The organism is Streptomyces sp. NPDC093109 (assembly GCF_040701725.1).
GTDB lineage: Bacteria > Actinomycetota > Actinomycetes > Streptomycetales > Streptomycetaceae > Streptomyces.
This window is the reverse complement of the sequence record NZ_JBFBEZ010000002.1, coordinates 258408-274178: the sequence shown is the minus strand read 5'-3', so window position 1 is coordinate 274178 and position 15771 is coordinate 258408. Positions and strand designations below refer to the sequence as shown.

General features: G+C 68.4%; 19 protein-coding genes and 1 pseudogene. 3 read left to right on the top strand and 17 right to left on the bottom strand.

What is annotated here, in order from left to right; genetic code table 11:
* Positions 1 to 431: 431 nt before the first annotated feature.
* From AB0389_RS03675 to AB0389_RS03665, 3 genes are read right to left on the bottom strand one after another with little or no spacing between them, the layout of a single operon-like run.
* Positions 432 to 1088: a hypothetical protein gene (locus tag AB0389_RS03675; protein ID WP_366393645.1), complete on the bottom strand. Its 657-nt coding sequence runs from the start codon at positions 1086 to 1088 to the stop codon at positions 432 to 434.
* Positions 1089 to 1134: 46 nt separating this feature from the next.
* The gene (locus tag AB0389_RS03670; protein ID WP_366393644.1) at positions 1135 to 1362 is read right to left on the bottom strand and encodes a DUF397 domain-containing protein; all 228 of its coding nucleotides are present in this window, start codon (positions 1360 to 1362) and stop codon (positions 1135 to 1137) included.
* 5 nt (positions 1363 to 1367) lie between these two features.
* Entirely contained in the window at positions 1368 to 2231 is an 864-nt protein-coding gene (locus AB0389_RS03665; RefSeq protein WP_366393643.1) for a helix-turn-helix transcriptional regulator, read from the bottom strand.
* A gap of 261 nt (positions 2232 to 2492) precedes the next feature.
* Here AB0389_RS03665 and AB0389_RS03660 point away from each other — a divergent pair.
* Positions 2493 to 2882 (top strand): annotated as a pseudogene (locus tag AB0389_RS03660) (ATP-binding protein); the annotation flags it as partial.
* 121 nt (positions 2883 to 3003) lie between these two features.
* Entirely contained in the window at positions 3004 to 3201 is a 198-nt protein-coding gene (locus AB0389_RS03655) for a hypothetical protein (protein WP_366393784.1), read from the top strand.
* Between the two features lie 328 nt (positions 3202 to 3529).
* Here the strand turns inward: AB0389_RS03655 and AB0389_RS03650 are convergent, their stop codons facing one another.
* The 6 genes from AB0389_RS03650 to AB0389_RS03625 all read right to left on the bottom strand — a co-directional run bounded on the left by AB0389_RS03650 (position 3530) and on the right by AB0389_RS03625 (position 9141).
* Positions 3530 to 3979 carry a cytotoxic translational repressor of toxin-antitoxin stability system gene (locus tag AB0389_RS03650; protein WP_366393642.1) on the bottom strand — a complete coding sequence of 150 codons (450 nt, stop codon included), beginning with the start codon at positions 3977 to 3979 and terminating at the stop codon, positions 3530 to 3532.
* Positions 3976 to 4392, bottom strand: a complete 417-nt coding sequence (locus tag AB0389_RS03645) for a prevent-host-death protein (protein ID WP_366393641.1) — start codon at positions 4390 to 4392, stop codon at positions 3976 to 3978. The genes AB0389_RS03650 and AB0389_RS03645 overlap by 4 nt, the downstream gene beginning before the upstream one ends.
* Positions 4393 to 4500: 108 nt before the next feature.
* Positions 4501 to 5859 (bottom strand): phosphoglucosamine mutase, encoded by a 1359-nt coding sequence (gene glmM / locus AB0389_RS03640; RefSeq protein WP_366393640.1) that lies wholly within the window; start codon positions 5857 to 5859, stop codon positions 4501 to 4503.
* A 334-nt stretch (positions 5860 to 6193) separates the two neighbouring features.
* The gene (gene rpsI / locus AB0389_RS03635) at positions 6194 to 6721 is read right to left on the bottom strand and encodes a 30S ribosomal protein S9 (RefSeq protein ID WP_366393639.1); all 528 of its coding nucleotides are present in this window, start codon (positions 6719 to 6721) and stop codon (positions 6194 to 6196) included.
* A 42-nt stretch (positions 6722 to 6763) separates the two neighbouring features.
* Positions 6764 to 7207 (bottom strand): 50S ribosomal protein L13, encoded by a 444-nt coding sequence (gene rplM / locus AB0389_RS03630; RefSeq protein WP_114659644.1) that lies wholly within the window; start codon positions 7205 to 7207, stop codon positions 6764 to 6766.
* Between the two features lie 305 nt (positions 7208 to 7512).
* A complete protein-coding gene (locus AB0389_RS03625) occupies positions 7513 to 9141 on the bottom strand; it encodes an ATP-binding cassette domain-containing protein (protein ID WP_366393638.1) in 1629 nt (542 codons plus the stop codon).
* Positions 9142 to 9577: 436 nt separating this feature from the next.
* Here AB0389_RS03625 and AB0389_RS03620 point away from each other — a divergent pair, with 436 nt between their 5' ends.
* Entirely contained in the window at positions 9578 to 10423 is an 846-nt protein-coding gene (locus AB0389_RS03620) for a hypothetical protein (RefSeq protein ID WP_366393637.1), read from the top strand.
* Positions 10424 to 10495: 72 nt separating this feature from the next.
* On the opposite strand, the gene truA is transcribed toward AB0389_RS03620, so the two are convergent.
* The 8 genes from truA to map all read right to left on the bottom strand — a co-directional run bounded on the left by truA (position 10496) and on the right by map (position 15748).
* Positions 10496 to 11359, bottom strand: a complete 864-nt coding sequence (truA, locus tag AB0389_RS03615) for a tRNA pseudouridine(38-40) synthase TruA (RefSeq protein ID WP_366393768.1) — start codon at positions 11357 to 11359, stop codon at positions 10496 to 10498.
* 135 nt (positions 11360 to 11494) lie between these two features.
* On the bottom strand, positions 11495 to 12004 hold the full coding sequence (rplQ, locus tag AB0389_RS03610; protein WP_114659648.1) for a 50S ribosomal protein L17: 510 nt from the start codon (positions 12002 to 12004) through the stop codon (positions 11495 to 11497).
* A gap of 160 nt (positions 12005 to 12164) precedes the next feature.
* On the bottom strand, positions 12165 to 13187 hold the full coding sequence (locus AB0389_RS03605; RefSeq protein WP_003956430.1) for a DNA-directed RNA polymerase subunit alpha: 1023 nt from the start codon (positions 13185 to 13187) through the stop codon (positions 12165 to 12167).
* 127 nt (positions 13188 to 13314) lie between these two features.
* Complete coding sequence (gene rpsK, locus AB0389_RS03600) at positions 13315 to 13719, bottom strand: 30S ribosomal protein S11 (protein WP_003956432.1); 405 nt, start codon at positions 13717 to 13719, stop codon at positions 13315 to 13317.
* A gap of 67 nt (positions 13720 to 13786) precedes the next feature.
* Positions 13787 to 14167, bottom strand: coding sequence for a 30S ribosomal protein S13 (gene rpsM / locus AB0389_RS03595; protein ID WP_366393636.1), 381 nt, complete (start codon positions 14165 to 14167; stop codon positions 13787 to 13789).
* Positions 14168 to 14354: 187 nt separating this feature from the next.
* Complete coding sequence (gene rpmJ / locus AB0389_RS03590) at positions 14355 to 14468, bottom strand: 50S ribosomal protein L36 (RefSeq protein WP_003956441.1); 114 nt, start codon at positions 14466 to 14468, stop codon at positions 14355 to 14357.
* 55 nt (positions 14469 to 14523) lie between these two features.
* Positions 14524 to 14745, bottom strand: coding sequence for a translation initiation factor IF-1 (gene infA / locus AB0389_RS03585; RefSeq protein ID WP_003956442.1), 222 nt, complete (start codon positions 14743 to 14745; stop codon positions 14524 to 14526).
* Between the two features lie 166 nt (positions 14746 to 14911).
* Positions 14912 to 15748: a type I methionyl aminopeptidase gene (gene map, locus AB0389_RS03580; RefSeq protein WP_366393635.1), complete on the bottom strand. Its 837-nt coding sequence runs from the start codon at positions 15746 to 15748 to the stop codon at positions 14912 to 14914.
* Between the last annotated feature and the right edge of the window lie 23 nt (positions 15749 to 15771).

Sequence of the window (15771 nt, the reverse complement as noted above, 5' to 3'; positions counted from 1 at the left end):
CCGCCGAGCCGGTGTCGGACCGCCCCTCTCCTCTGCCGCGCAGCCCCGCAGGGCCCACCCGCCCGAGGACCCCGAACCGAGCGGCAGCCCGGCCGGTCCCCCGGGCAACCCCCTCCCACCCGGCCGCCCCTCCCGATAAGCCGCACTTGCGACTCCGGGACAGGAGTCAAGGGTGAGCGAAGCGAAATCGGCGCAGCCGACGCGACGCAGGAGCGCCCTTTACACCTGTCCCGGAGACGCGACACTCACAGCAGGAGGGGCGGCCCCATACCCAACAACCCGCGCCACCCACCACCCACCCCCACCCCGGTTGAGCGAGTCACGGTGGATCTCCACCAGGAAGTCCACGTCCTCCTGGTCAAGGCCCGTAAACACGGCGCCATGGGCGGCCAGCCGCACACCACGCGGCATATCAGCCACTCCCTCACTCCCTAATCGAAGTCGTAGTCGTAGTCGATGAAGGCGAGACAGACAACGGTTCCGTCCGGCTCCACCGCTGAGTAGCCGTCCCTCTCCTCCCCCTCGACAGGAAAGAACAGGGCGTTGCCGCCGCGGTCCGGATCGGTGACGATCTCGGCATAGTTGGCTCGGCGCCCCTCACCGTCGCCCACCGCGATAACGGACTTGGCCTTGCGGAGATGGGCCGCAGCGCCTTCCACGCCGGCCCGCTTCGGATCGAACGGGGCGCTGCACAAGACCGCGTATCCGTCCAGCGGGGCCGGTTCGTAGCCGTTGTATCCGTCGCCCCAAACAGCCGCCGCGACACGGGCGGGGTCCGCCAACGGCACAACGACGATGCCGACCCGCGCCACCGGAGGCTTACCGTCCTCCCGCCGCCAGTAGAAGCCCGCGTAGACCGGGGCCTTGCTCAGTTCTGCGGGCAGTCCACCGTGATACCAGCCGCCGCGCCCCATCCCGAACCAGGTGACCTCTCCCTCCAGCGCCAACTCCCCTACGTAGGCGAACCATTCCGGTTTGAGCGCGCACGTCTCGCGATTGCGGTTGATGTGATCCACGCACTGCCGCAACAAGGCGTCAACGGCATCCGTGGCGCCCACGAAATCGTCTGAGTCCTTGGCCGAGGTCATGCCACGAACAATGGCACGGGGGTCCGACAGCCCCACCTCCACACCGCTACGCGGTGGTTGGGCCCTCAAGCCGTACGCCACCGACGAACGCGGCCCACGCGGCGGCCGGGACGACGAGGGCGGGGCCGGTCTTGCGCTTGGAGTCGCGGATGCCGACCTGGCCGGTGGCGGCGAGGTCGGCCACCTCCAGGCAGTTGGTACCGTTCTCCGAGCTGTACGAAGACTTGAACCAGGCTGCCTCGAAGACGAGTTGGGGTGTGGCTCGCTGATTCATGAGGGTCAGATCTCTCGTGATAGTCGTTGCAGGAACGCCACTGTCTCACCGGGGGCGAGAGCACCGGCCCGCAGGGCGTCGAATCTGCGGGTGAAGCCCCAGATCTCCGTGTCCTTGTCACCGAGGCGCGAGCCATCAGCCGCGTCGGATTGGACCACCGCGGGCAACGGAGCGCCGAAGTCCAGCAGCGCAAAGTTGTAGCTACAGCGGTAGGTCGGGATGTTCGACGGCAGGATCTGAACCGTCACGCTGTCCAGGCGAGAGAGTTCGACAATCTCCTCGTACTGCTCCCGCATCACATCCGCTCCGCCGATGACTCGGCGCAGAGCACCCTCGTCCAAGATGGCCCACAGTTCCAACGGACCGTGCTTGCGCGTCAACACCTCTTTCCGCTGCATGCGGATCTGAGTGTGGCGCTCCACGAACTCGGTGTTCGTCTCTTCGACGGACTTGGCCGTCTGGAACATCTCCCGCGCGTAGCGCTCAGTCTGGAGCAGTCCGTAGACGAGGTCCGGTTGCCAGGCACGGACACTACGCGCGCCGCTCTCCAGCCCGATGAACATGCTCATACCGGACGGCATAACGCTGCGATAGACGGACCACCAGCCCCGGTTGAGCGAGTCCCGGTGTACGTCCACCAGGAAGGCCACGTCTTCCTCGTCCACCACGCCGTAGCGGTCGAGCAGGTCCTTCAAGTCCTGGACCTTCGGCAGACCGGTCAGTCCGTTCTCCACGCGATGGAGCTTGGACGAGGAAAACGTCAACCCATCGGTTGCCTGGGCAAGGGTGAAACCGGCCTTGTCCCGCAACTCTTTGAGTTCCCAGCCGAGTTGCATACGCCGGACCGTTGGTCCTGTCGGTGCTGCCACGAGCGTGCCTCCGTAGTGGTAGAGCCTGCCGCGCTGCGGTGCTTGTGTCGAGTCTGGCAGCGCGAGTGGCCTCCGGAGAGTCGCTAGCCCCTTCGATCACATATACCAATCCATCGGGGATTCCCACTTCGGCTTGCTAAGCAGGCACAACGCGTCCCAATCTGGCTGAGCGACCACCCAGTCACCGACGGTAGCGATCGCTGAAGTTACCGCTTACGGGTGATCTGCGCCCAAAACCCAGAAAAGCCGCTGGAGTTCCCCATGCCCCTCCACCACCCGGCCGACCCCGCACGCTCCAACCGCCCCTCCACTCACCGCCCGTTCATACTGAGCGCGCTGGAGGCGCACGGCGCCCTCCCCTCCCCCACCGGCCGGCCCGCCTACACCCAGACGCTGCCCTGCGCGCCGGAGTCGGCCCGCCGGGCGCGGCTCCTGGTGAGCGCCGCCTGCACCGCGTGGGAGCTGCCCGGCCTCGTGGACAGCGCGACGCTGCTCGTGTCGGAGCTGCTGGCCAACTCCGTTGAGCACAGCGGCAGTCGACTGGTCCGGGTGGTCGTCTCGCACCCCGAGCACGACCGCGTACGGGTCGCCGTAGCGGACAACTCCCGCACGCAGCCCTCCCCCCGCACCGCACCCGACGACGCCGAGGACGGACGCGGCCTCGCCGTCGTCCAGGCCCTCGCGGACCGGTGGGGTACGGACCTCAGGCGCTGGGGGAAGCTGGTGTGGGCCGAGTGCGCCACGAAGACCGTGAGCCGTGACCCACCTACCCTTGGCCCACCCGCCCCTGACCCGGCTCACACCTCGCCAGCAGATGGCCATCGACTGCGTCCGCTGCGCCCGCCGCCTCGGCATGGACGGCCGCGTACTCGGCGAGGTGCACCACCTCGGCCGGCTCTTCCGCCTCTGGGTCTGCGCACCCGACTGCGCGGGGCCTCACCGCACACCACACGCGGACGGTACGACGTGATCGGCCGACGCCCACACCCACACCCGCGCCGGCGCCGGCGGCCACCCCACCGCGGCCTCCCCAATCGCCGCACGCTCCTGCTGGAGGCCGTGCTGACCAGCCTGACGACCGCCGTCCTCCTCATATCCCTGGCCTACGGGGTCACCGGCCGGAACGGCCCCGGCCGGTGACCTTCGAGGCCGGGAGGCGCCCGGCCTCGGACGCGCCGATCAGGGTGTCGCCGTCGACGGTCACAGCGGTGTCGCTCCACGACGCTATTCAGCCGCCGACGCCCCTCCCAGTGGCATTAGTGACACCCTCCAACGGGATACCGCCAGGCCCACCCGACTCAGGTGCCTTCCGTCCAGTACTGATGGAGCCGGGCCACCGCTTCTTCCTTGGCCAGCCCGGCCACCGTCGCCTCCGCCAGACCGACTCGGTGAATCAGCAAATACACCAGGTCCGCGGGGAGCGATTCCTTGGGTACGGGCGGGACTCCCCGGTCGGGCAGCAGGCCGTCGACCACGCAATCCCAGAATTCGCCTTCGGACACGTCGAGTTGGTCACGGAGGATGTGTCCCCAGATCGCGGCACCGTAGACCGTGCGGTCCACCGGATGGGAAATCCGCGTGCGCAGGATCCGGCCGTCATACAGCGTCAGCTCGTAGGTGACGTGATGCGTGCCAGTGCGTCCGCGCGCGTCCCGGACCCGCTCCCACTGCTCGATGCGGCAGAACCGCTCGTGCCGCTCGCGGTCCGGCCGTGGCCGACTCACCGACTGATTCACCGACTGATTCACCGGCCCGCTCCGACCAGCCAGTCGGCCAGCTGCTGGTCATCGCTCAGCGCGACCAGCTGCACAAGGCCCCAGCCGTCCTGATGATTGGGAGCGGTGCGGAGCCGGTCCTGCCAGTCCTCGGCATACTCGCGCAGCGCGTCGACCATTTCCTGTACGGCCTCGTCGAAGGTCGCTCCGTCCGCCGAGACGGGGAGCCCCGGCAGGAAGATCGACCAGCCTCCGGATTCGGCGACAGCTTCCGCTTTCGACGGGCAGACCAGTGACAGATAGTGGCGAAGCCGTTCCACGTCCACCACAGCGGCACGGCCGGTGTCGCGCCGTACTGTGGCCACCCGGCCCTCGCCTGCCGCGTCAAGCAGTTCCTTGAGGTGTGTACGCGCCTCGGTGTAGCTCTCGTAATGCACTGCTGACATGGCGGGGCCTCCTCGCGGTTTCCCTCAAGACTGCTCCGCCATCCCGCGTACGTCAAGTACGTGAAGTACGTGAAGTACCCGCGTACGTGACGTACGCGGGGCCGGGCCTCAGCCCAGCGCCACCTTCACCGCGTCCGCCAGCCGACCCGCCACCGCGCGCGCCTGGTCGATGTCCGCGGCCTCGACCATGACCCGTACGAGCGGCTCCGTGCCCGAGGGGCGGAGCAGGACGCGGCCCGTGGTGCCCAGGTCGCGTTCGGCCTCCGAGACCGCCGTGGCCAGCTCGGCCGAGGTCTTGACCCGCGACTTGTCGACGTCGGGGACGTTGACGAGGACCTGCGGCAGCCGGTCCATGATGCCGGCCAGGTCGGCCAGCGTGCGGCCGGTCGCGGCGACGCGGGCCGCCAGCATCAGGCCGGTCAGCGTGCCGTCGCCGGTGGTGGCGTGGTCGAGGACGATGACGTGGCCCGACTGCTCGCCGCCGAGGGCGTAGCCGTGCTCCTTCATGGACTCCAGGACGTACCGGTCGCCCACCGCGGTCTCCACCAGGTGGATGCCCTCGCGCTCCATCGCCATCTTGAAGCCGAGGTTGGACATGACCGTCCCGACCACCGCGTCGCCGCGCAGCGTGCCCGCCTCGCGCATCGCCAGCGCGAGCACCGCGAGGATCTGGTCGCCGTCGACCTCCGCGCCCGTGCCGTCCACGGCGAGGCAGCGGTCCGCGTCGCCGTCGTGGGCGATGCCGAAGTCCGCGCCGTGCTCGACGACCGCGGCCTTGAGCAGCCCGAGGTGGGTGGAGCCGCAGCCGTCGTTGATGTTCAGGCCGTCCGGCTCGGCGCCGATCGTGATGACTTCGGCGCCCGCGCGCGCGAACGCCTCCGGGGAGACCCGGGCCGCCGCGCCGTGCGCCTCGTCGAGGACGACCTTGAGGCCGTCGAGCCGGTTCGGCAGTACGGCGATCAGATGCGCGACGTACTGGTCGAAGCCCTCGTCGTACGTACGGATCCGGCCGACGCCCCCGCCGGTCGGCCGCGCCCACGGCTCGCCGGTGCGGTGTTCGTCGTAGGTCTTCTCGATCCGGTCCTCAAGATCGTCGGCGAGCTTGTGGCCGCCGCGCGCGAAGAACTTGATGCCGTTGTCGGGCATGGCGTTGTGGCTCGCGGAGAGCATCACGCCGAGGTCGGCGCCCAGCACACCGGTGAGATACGCCACCGCGGGGGTGGGCAGCACACCGACGCGCAGGACGTCCACGCCCGCGCTCGCGAGGCCCGCCACGACCGCGGCCTCCAGGAACTCGCCGGACGCGCGCGGATCGCGCCCGACCACCGCCGTGGGCCGATGCCCCTCGAACGTCCCCACTTCGCCGAGCACATGCGCCGCCGCCACCGACAGCCCGAGCGCCAGCTCAGCCGTCAGATCGGCATTGGCGACACCGCGCACGCCGTCCGTGCCGAAGAGTCGTCCCACAGCTCTCCCTCCGAGAAACGCGCGGGCCGCTACCCGCCCGCGCGCGAAACTCCGAAAATGCTCCGAAAATGCAAACCCATGCGAACTTATGCCAACACGAGTCGACGGATGCCAACACATGTCGACGCAGGAGGCTCGCTCGCCAAACTGACTAAGTGTCCGATGAGCCTGTGATCCTGTTATACGCCCGCATAAGCAGGAAAACGAATGCCCCGGCAGCACGGAGTGCCGCCGGGGCGTTCGAATGCCGTAAGGCCGGGCCTGAAACAGTCGTGACGTGCGAGTGACGTGCGAGTCTCGCGGACGCGCGGGCGACGTTCGGACCCGTGAGCGATTAACGCTTGCTGTACTGCGGCGCCTTGCGGGCCTTCTTGAGACCGGCCTTCTTGCGCTCGACCGCACGGTCGTCGCGGCTCAGGAAGCCGGCCTTCTTCAGCGTGGCGCGGTTGTTGTCCACGTCCGCCTCGTTCAGCGAGCGGGCCACACCGAGACGCAGCGCGCCGGCCTGGCCGGAGACGCCACCACCCGAGATGCGGGCGACGACGTCGTAGCGGTTGTCGAGCTCAAGCACCTTGAAGGGCTCGTTGACAGCCTGCTGGTGCACCTTGTTGGGGAAGTAGTCCTCAAGGGTGCGACCGTTGATCTTCCACTTGCCGGTGCCCGGGACGATCCGGACGCGGGCGATGGCGTTCTTGCGGCGGCCCAGGCCGGCGGCCGGCTGCGGGTCGCCGAAGCGGCCCGCCAGCGACTCGGAGGTGTACTCGCCCTCGACGGGCACCTCCGACTCGAAGGTCGTCACGGCGTCAAAGGTCTCCTCGACCTCAGCGCCTTCGACGGGGGTCTCAACAGTGGTCTCGGCCACGATGCTCCTCAGATTTCTTTTCGTCTTTGGGGGTGGCCGGAATTACTGCGCGACCTGGGTGATCTCGAACGGCACCGGCTGCTGGGCAGCGTGCGGGTGCTGGTCGCCCGAGTAGACCTTCAGCTTCGAAAGCATCTGACGGCCCAGGGTGTTCTTGGGGATCATGCCCTTGATGGCCTTTTCGACGGCCTTCTCGGGGTTCTTGGCGAGCAGCTCGTCGTAACGGACGGAGCGCAGACCACCCGGGTAACCGGAGTGGCGGTACGCCATCTTCTGGGTCTTCTTGTTGCCGGACAGGTGCACCTTGTCCGCGTTGACGATGATGACGAAGTCACCGGTGTCGACGTGGGGCGCGTAGATCGCCTTGTGCTTACCGCGCAGAAGGTTGGCGGCGGTGGTCGCCAGACGGCCCAGGACGATGTCCTGCGCGTCGATGATGTGCCACTGGCGCGTCACATCGCCGGGCTTGGGGCTGTACGTACGCACGGTCGTATGCCTTCGCTTCTTCAGAGAGTGGAGTCCTGACAAGGCCACCCGGTCGATCACGACAGCCCTGGTGGTACGCCGGGGACGCAACCCGTGTACCTACCGCTGTCCATCGGCCCGGTGGACCGGCGTAAGGGCCCCTCGCGTGAGAACGACCAAGCCAATACGCATAACGAACCAGAAGAATACCGTCGTGCCCCCGTACGGGTCAAAACGAGGTCCCGGGGCGACGAAACGACCCCCGGAAGGGAAGCCCGCGCCACCGCGAACCGCGCCCACTTACCGCCCCTGCTCACCCCGCCCGCTTACCGCGCCCGCTCCACCCGCCGCTCGTCCCACACCGGCTCCGACGTCTCCCGTACGACCCCGTCCGACCCGAAGACCAGATACCGATCGAACGTACGAGCGAACCACCGGTCGTGCGTCACCGCCAGCACCGTCCCCTCGTACGCCTCAAGGCCCTCCTGGAGCGCCTCCGCCGACTCCAGGTCCAGGTTGTCCGTCGGCTCGTCCAGCAGCAGCGCCGTCGTCCCGCGCAGCTCAAGCAGCAGGATCTGGAAGCGCGCCTGCTGCCCGCCCGAGAGCCGCTCGAACGGCTGGTCGCCCTGGCGCTCCAGCTCGTACCGCCGCAGCACGCTCATCGCGCCGCCCCGGTCCTTCGCGTGCTCCGTCCACAGGATGTCGACCAGCGCGCGCCCCAGCAGCTCGGGGTGGGCGTGGGTCTGCGCGAAGTGGCCGGGCACCACCCGCGCGCCCAGCTTCCACGTCCCGGTGTGCCGTACGTCCTCCCCCGCCAGCAGCCGCAGGAAGTGCGACTTGCCGGAGCCGTTCGAGCCGAGGACCGCCACCCGCTCGCCGTAGAAGATCTCCAGCGAGAAGGGCTTCATCAGCCCGGTCAGCTCCAGGTTCTCGCAGGTCACCGCCCGTACGCCGGTACGGCCGCCACGCAGCCGCATGGTGATCTCCTGCTCGCGCGGCGGCTCAGGCGGCGGGCCCGCCTCCTCGAACTTCCGCAGCCGCGTCTGCGCCGCCGAGTACCGGGACGCCATCTCGTGGCTGACCGAGGCGGCCTGCCGCAGATTGACCACCAGCCGCTTGAGCTGCGCGTGCTTCTCCTCCCAGCGCCGCTTCAGCTCCTCGAACCGGGCGAACCGCTCGCGCCGCGCCTCGTGGTACGTGTCGAACCCGGCGCCGTGCACCCAGACGTCCGAGCCCGCGGGCCCCGGCTCCACGCTGACGATCTTCTCGGCGGCCCGCGCCAGCAGCTCCCGGTCGTGGGAGATGAAGAGCACGGTCTTACGGGTCTCCCGCAGCCGCTCCTCCAGCCACCGCTTGCCCGGTACGTCCAGATAGTTGTCCGGCTCGTCCAGCAGCAGTACCTCGTCGGGCCCGCGCAGCAGCGCCTCAAGCACCAGCCGCTTCTGCTCGCCGCCGCTCAGCGTGCGCAGCGCGCGGAACTGCGCCGTGTCGTACGGGACACCCAGCGCGGCCATGGTGCAGATGTCCCAGACCGTCTCGGCCTCGTACCCGCGCGCCTCCGCCCAGTCGCTCAGCGCCTGCGCGTAAGCCATCTGGGCGGCCTCGTCGTCCACCGTCATGATCGCGTGCTCGGCCTCGTCGACGGCGGCGGCGGCCTCGCGGATACGCGGCTGAGCGACGGAGACCAGCAGGTCACGCACGGTGCGCTCGTCCCGTACCGACCCCACGAACTGCGACATCACACCGAGCCCGCCACTGACGTTCACCGTCCCGCCGTGCGGCTGGAGCTCCCCGCTGATCAGTCGCAGCAGTGTGGTCTTGCCCGCGCCATTGGCTCCGACGAGCGCGACGACGCTGCCCTCCGCGACGCGGAACGACGCATCGCCGAGAAGCACCCGTCCGTCGGGGAGGTAATACTCCAAATGCGCGGCCTCTAGATGTCCCATGCCCCGCATTGTCCGTGCATTCGTCCCAACGGCCCAATCACTTTCCGGATTCCCGTTCCGCTCACGGGGCGACCGCACGCGCGTCCGGGCTTAAACTCCCGGCATGAGCTTTGGGCAAGGGGGGGCCTCCTGGGGTGACTCCGGTTCACCGGGACAGAACCCGCATGGATCACAGGACCCGTACGCATCGCAGGACCCACACGGAACGCCGGCTCCCTACGGAGCGGCCGACCCGTACGCGCAGGACTCTTACGCACCGGACTCTTATGCGCGGAAACCGTACGCGCAAGATCCGTTCACTCAAGATCCATTCGCGCAGGACCCATTCACACAAGGCCGTCAGGAACGGCAGAACCAGCAGGACCCATACCCGGCAAGAGAGCCGTACGCGGCACAAGAGCCGTACGCGCGGGACCCGTTCGGACCGTCCAACCGGTTCGGCTCGGTGAACCGGCACGACGGCGAGGACGGGTACGGCAAGAGCACCCCGGACTGGGGCGCGCTCGCCGACGCCTCCGCCGCGCGCAGCCGCCGCAGGCGCTGGCTGCTCGTCGGCGGCGGTGTCTTCGCGACCGGCGCGATAGCCGCGCTCGTCGCGACCAGCGTCGTGTCCGTGGGCAACCCGGACGCCAACGCCTCGGACCGCGCGGCGAGCAAACTGCCCGCGGTCGCCGAACTGCCTTCGGAGAGCGCCGAGCCGGAGCCGAACTTCTCCTCGGTCGCGCCACCGCCGCCGCCGAATCCGAAGGACTACGTCTCCAGCGCCGACAAGGACCAGGCGCCACTCACCGCCGAATCCCTGTTCCCCGGCGCCAAGTTGACCCTCGCGGACCGCTCCTACCAGAAGGGCGCCACCACGACGACGACCAACTGCGCAGCCGCCGCACAGGGCGCGCTCGGCTCCATCCTCGCCTCGAACAGCTGCGACCAGGTCATCCGCGCCACCTTCCGCAAGGACGGGGTCGCCGTGACCGTGGGGGTGGCGGTCTTCGAGAAGGAGGCGCAGGCCCTCAAGGCCAAGGCGCAGGCCGAGGGCGGGATCGCGTCGCTCTCCGGAGCGGGCGTCCCCACCTTCTGCCGGGCCCCTTCGGTCTGCCGCAAGACCGCCAACTCCTACGGCAGGTACGTGTACTTCACGGTCGGCGGCTTCGTCAGCGGCCAGAACGTGACCACCGCGGACAAGGACGTCTTCACCGCCGGTGACGATGTCGCGGAGTTCACGTTCCAGCAGATCCTGGCCCGCGGCCAGGCGCAGGCGTCGGCGGCGGCCACCAGACCCGTGGACCCGTAAACCGGAGCCCGAAGACCGGAGACCCGGAACCCGGAGCCCGGAACCCGGAACCCCGCGAAGGATCCGTTCCGCTCAGCAGCAACCGTCCACCGGAATCCCGCCCAGCGTCCGCTTGTTACGTGCCTGAAGATTGCGCGCACCGAGCAACTCGTCTGCCGGGTAACCGACTTCCTCCAGCGTCAGCCCGTGCGGCCGTACGACATGCACCGCAGAGTCGCGTACGCCCGCCGCGAGCACCTTCGCCGGCCACCCCACGGGCCGGTGCCCGTCCCCCACGAACAGCAGCGCACCGACCAGCGAGCGCACCATGTTGTGGCAGAAGGCATCGGCCCGAACGGTGGCGGTCACGACGCCGTCCGCCCCGCGCTCCCACTCCAGCCGCTGGAGCGTACGGATCGTCGTCGCCCCCTCGCGCCGCTTGCAGTACGCCGCGAAATCGTGCTCGCCGAGCAGCCCGGCCGACGCCTCGTTCATGGCGTCGACGTCCAACTCCCAGTCGTGCCAGAGCACATGGCCGCGCAGCAGCGGGTCGACCCCGCCGGGGTGATCGGTCACCCGGTACGCGTAACGCCGCCAGATCGCCGAGAAACGCGCGTTGAAGCCCGTCGGCGCCTCAGCCACGCTCCACACCCGTACATCGTGCGGGAGGCGCCCTGCGAGCCGCCTGAGCAGCCTCTCGGCGTGCTCCGCCCAGACCTCCGCCGGCAGATCCACATGCGCGACCTGCCCGCGCGCGTGCACGCCCGCGTCGGTACGCCCGGCGACGGTCAGCTCGTACGTACGCGACGAGCGCGTCACCGTACGCAGCGCGTCCTCGATCTCGCCCTGTACGGTCCGCCGGGTCTTCTGCTTGGCCCAGCCGGAGAACTCCTTGCCGTCGTACGACAGATCCAGCCGCACCCGCACCTGCCCGGCCGCCGGCCCCTCGACCGTCACAGCGCCCTCAACGTCCGCACTCACCCGCGGTCACTCCCCTCAGTTCGAGCATCTTCGAGCATCTTCGAGCATCAAAGAAAAACGGGCCCGCTCCCCATGAGGGAGCGGACCCGTCCGTCAGTCGCGTGAACGCGCTCAGGCGTCCTTGGACTCCGCCTCGGCCTCGACGGCCGCGGGCTTGGCGTCCTCGACGGTCTCGGCCGGAGCCTCGTCCTTCTTGAGGGCGTCTTCCTTGACCGCGCGCTTCGTCGCGGCCTCGGCCTCACCGGTGGCCTCCTGCGCCACGGTCAGCGCCTCGACCAGCTCGATGACCGCCATCGGGGCGTTGTCGCCACGACGGTTGCCGATCTTGGTGATACGGGTGTAACCACCGGGGCGGTTCTCGTACCGGGGGGCGATCTCGGTGAAGAGCGTGTGGACGACGCTCTTGTCCGTGATCGACTCCAGCACCAGGCGACGGTTGTGGATGTCGCCCTTCTTCGCCTTGGTGATGAACCGCTCGGCGATGGGACGCACGCGGCGGGCCTTCGCCTCGGTGGTGGTGATGCGGCCGTGCTCGAAGAGCGACTTCGCGAGGTTCGCGAGAAGCAGCTTCTCGTGCGCAGCGCTGCCGCCCAGACGGGCGCCCTTGGCGGGCTTCGGCATGGTGTTACTCCTTCATATCTGCACCGGCCGTGTCAGGTACCGATGTCAGTTCCCGGACGGGCGATTACCCGCCGGAACCCAGAGCTCTCGCTCCGGAAGTATTCACTTCAAGCCCGTCCGGCGATTGAGGACAACGCCCCAACCGCCGGCCGGAGGCGTATCAGTACTGCTCGGTCTCGACGAAACCGGCGTCCGCGTCGTCATCGGCGCCGAAGGCGTCCGCCGCGGCGGTCGGGTCGAATCCGGGCGGGCTGTCCTTGAGCGCCAGGCCCATGCCGGCCAGCTTCGCCTTGACCTCGTCGATCGACTTGGCACCGAAGTTACGGATGTCGAGCAGGTCGGCCTCGGAACGCGCCACGAGCTCACCCACGGAGTGGATGCCCTCGCGCTTGAGGCAGTTGTACGACCGAACGGTGAGCTCCAGCTCCTCGATCGGCAGGGCGAGATCGGCGGCGAGCGCGGCGTCCGTGGGCGAGGGGCCCATGTCGATGCCCTCGGCGTCGATGTTCAGCTCGCGCGCGAGACCGAACAGCTCGACCAGCGTCTTACCGGCGGACGCCATGGCGTCGCGCGGTCGCATGGCCTGCTTGGTCTCGACGTCGACGATCAGCTTGTCGAAGTCGGTGCGCTGCTCGACACGCGTCGCCTCGACCTTGTACGTGACCTTGAGCACCGGCGAGTAGATGGAGTCGACCGGGATCCGGCCGATCTCCTGGCCCACCTGCTTGTTCTGGACGGCGGAGACGTAGCCGCGACCGCGCTCGACGGTCAGCTCCATCTCCAGCTTGCCCTTGCCGTTCAGCGTCGCCAGGACGAGGTCCGGGTTGTGGACCTCGACACCGGCCGGGGGCGCGATGTCGGCGGCGGTGACCAGGCCGGGACCCTGCTTGCGCAGGTACATCACGACGGGCTCGTCGTGCTCCGAGGAGACGACCAGCTGCTTGATGTTGAGGATGAGGTCGGTCACGTCCTCCTTGACGCCCGGCACGGTGGTGAACTCGTGCAGGACTCCGTCGATCCGGATGCTGGTGACAGCGGCACCGGGGATCGAGGAGAGGAGCGTACGGCGGAGGGAGTTCCCGAGCGTGTAGCCGAAGCCCGGCTCCAGCGGCTCGATGACGAACCGCGAGCGGTATTCGTCAACGACTTCTTCGGTCAGCGAAGGGCGCTGAGCGATCAGCATGGCGAGATCCTTCTGTCATGGGCACCCACTATTTGATGCCCTATGTGCAAGGGTACGGGCGGCACAGCCCGAATGAGCCGTACCGCCCGCACCCCAGAAAACAACGCGTGTCACCGACCCCGAAGGGTCAGACGCGACGACGCTTCGGCGGGCGGCAGCCGTTGTGCGGGGTGGGGGTGACGTCCTGGATCGAGCCCACCTCCAGGCCGGTGGCCTGGAGCGAGCGGATCGCGGTCTCACGGCCGGAGCCGGGACCCTTGACGAAGACGTCGACCTTGCGCATGCCGTGCTCCTGCGCGCGGCGGGCGGCCGACTCGGCGGCCATCTGCGCGGCGAAGGGGGTGGACTTGCGCGAGCCCTTGAAGCCGACGTGGCCGGCGGAGGCCCAGGAGATCACGTTGCCCGAGGGGTCCGTGATCGAGACGATGGTGTTGTTGAACGTGCTCTTGATGTGGGCGTGCCCGTGAGCGACGTTCTTCTTTTCCTTGCGGCGCACCTTCTTGGCAGCGCCCTGACGACCCTTGGGGGGCATCTATTACTCCTACAGGGAGGTGGTCGGTCCTACAGCGCAAGACCGCTGATGAGCGTCCGGCTGAGGACTACTTCTTGCCCGGCTTCTTCTTACCGGCGATGGCGCGACGCGGGCCCTTGCGGGTACGAGCGTTCGTGCTGGTGCGCTGGCCGTGCACCGGGAGGCCGCGGCGGTGACGCAGACCCTGGTAGCAGCCGATCTCGACCTTGCGGCGGATGTCGGCCGCGATCTCGCGACGGAGGTCACCCTCGGTCTTGAGGTTGGCGTCGACGTACTCGCGGATCTTGACGAGGTCTTCCTCGGCAAGGTCGCGGACGCGGACGTTCGCGTCGACACCAACGGCGGCGAGGGTCTCCTTGGACCGGGTGCGCCCGATACCGAAGACGTAGGTGAGGGCGACCTCGACGCGCTTTTCGCGCGGGAGGTCAACGCCTGCAAGGCGTGCCATTCATGGCTCCTGTTGATTCGGAGGTCTTCAGCAGTGTCTTTCCCGGCCGGCTGTGGCCGGGTCCCCGGCCTCCGCCGGAGGTGTCGGCCTCTGCCCTGTCATGACTGACGGGGGCGGGACCGGACACTGCGTAATTACGGTGTTGCTCGCGTCGCGCGAAGTACTGCGAGAGGCAGGCGGTCGTACGTCAGCCCTGGCGCTGCTTGTGGCGCAGGTTGTCGCAGATGACCATGACCCGGCCGTGACGGCGGATCACCTTGCACTTGTCGCAGATCTTCTTGACGCTCGGCTTGACCTTCATGGGATGAGGTTCTCCGGGTCAGTGCGGACACCCGTCTGAGGGGTGCCAGCAAGATCTACTTGTATCGGTAGACGATCCGGCCACGCGTCAGGTCGTAGGGAGACAGCTCCACCACTACCCGGTCATCGGGGAGGATTCGGATGTAGTGCATCCGCATCTTCCCGCTGATGTGCGCGAGGACCTTGTGACCGTTCTGCAGCTCCACCTTGAACATAGCGTTCGGGAGGGACTCGATCACGGTGCCCTCGATCTCGATGGCACCTTGCTTCTTGGCCACGCTTCGCCCTTCGAATCGGCTACCTTGATCGATTCTGGCAGCCGCATGAGGACACACGGGTACACCAGAGCCGACGCGTCAGTCTACGGGAGTGCCCTCGAAAAGACGAATCCGTTGAGTTTGCCCAGAGCGCGTGAGTTTTAAGCAGGCGGAACGAGGCCGCCCCTTACGCCAGCGGATCCGGCGCCGCCGTCACGCCCAGCTCCGCGAGCTTCGCCTTGCCGCCGTCCACCGCCGTCAGCACCAGCGGGCCGTCCTCCGTCAGCGCCACCGAGTGCTCCCAGTGCGAGGACCAGGTGCCGTCCGTCGTGATGACGGTCCACTCGTCCTCCAGCACCTCGGTGTGGGGCGTGCCGAGCGAGACCATCGGCTCGATGGCCAGGCAGAAGCCCGGGACCAGCTTCGGGCCCTTGCCGCGCTTGCGGGTGACGTAGTTCAGCAGGTGCGGCTCCATGTGCATCTCCGTGCCGATGCCGTGGCCGCCGTAGTCCTCGATGATCCCGTACTTGCCGCCGCCGGGGCGCGGCTGGCGGCGGATGTACGTCTCGATCGCGCGCGAGACGTCGACCAGCCGGCTGCCGGCGCGCATCGCGGCGATGCCGGCCCACATGGACTCCTCGGTGACCCGGGAGAGCTCGATCAGCTCCGGAGCGTGACCGGTGCCGACGAAGGCGGTGAAGGCCGCGTCACCGTGCCAGCCGTCGATGATCGCGCCGGCGTCGATGGAGATGATGTCGCCGTCCTTGAGGACGGTCTTCCCGTCGGGGATGCCGTGCACGACGACCTCGTTGACCGAGGTGCAGATCGTCGCGGGGAACCCGCCGTACCCGAGGAAGTTCGGCTTGGCGCCGTGCTCGGCCAGCACCTTGCGCGCGATCTGGTCGAGATCGTTCGTGGTGGCGCCGGGTACCGCCGCGGCGCTCGTGGCCGCGTGGACGGCGGCGACGACCAGTCCCGCCTCGCGCATCTTCGCGATCTGGTCGGGAGTCTTGATCTCCACCATGGCTATGCCTTCGCCTTCCAAGA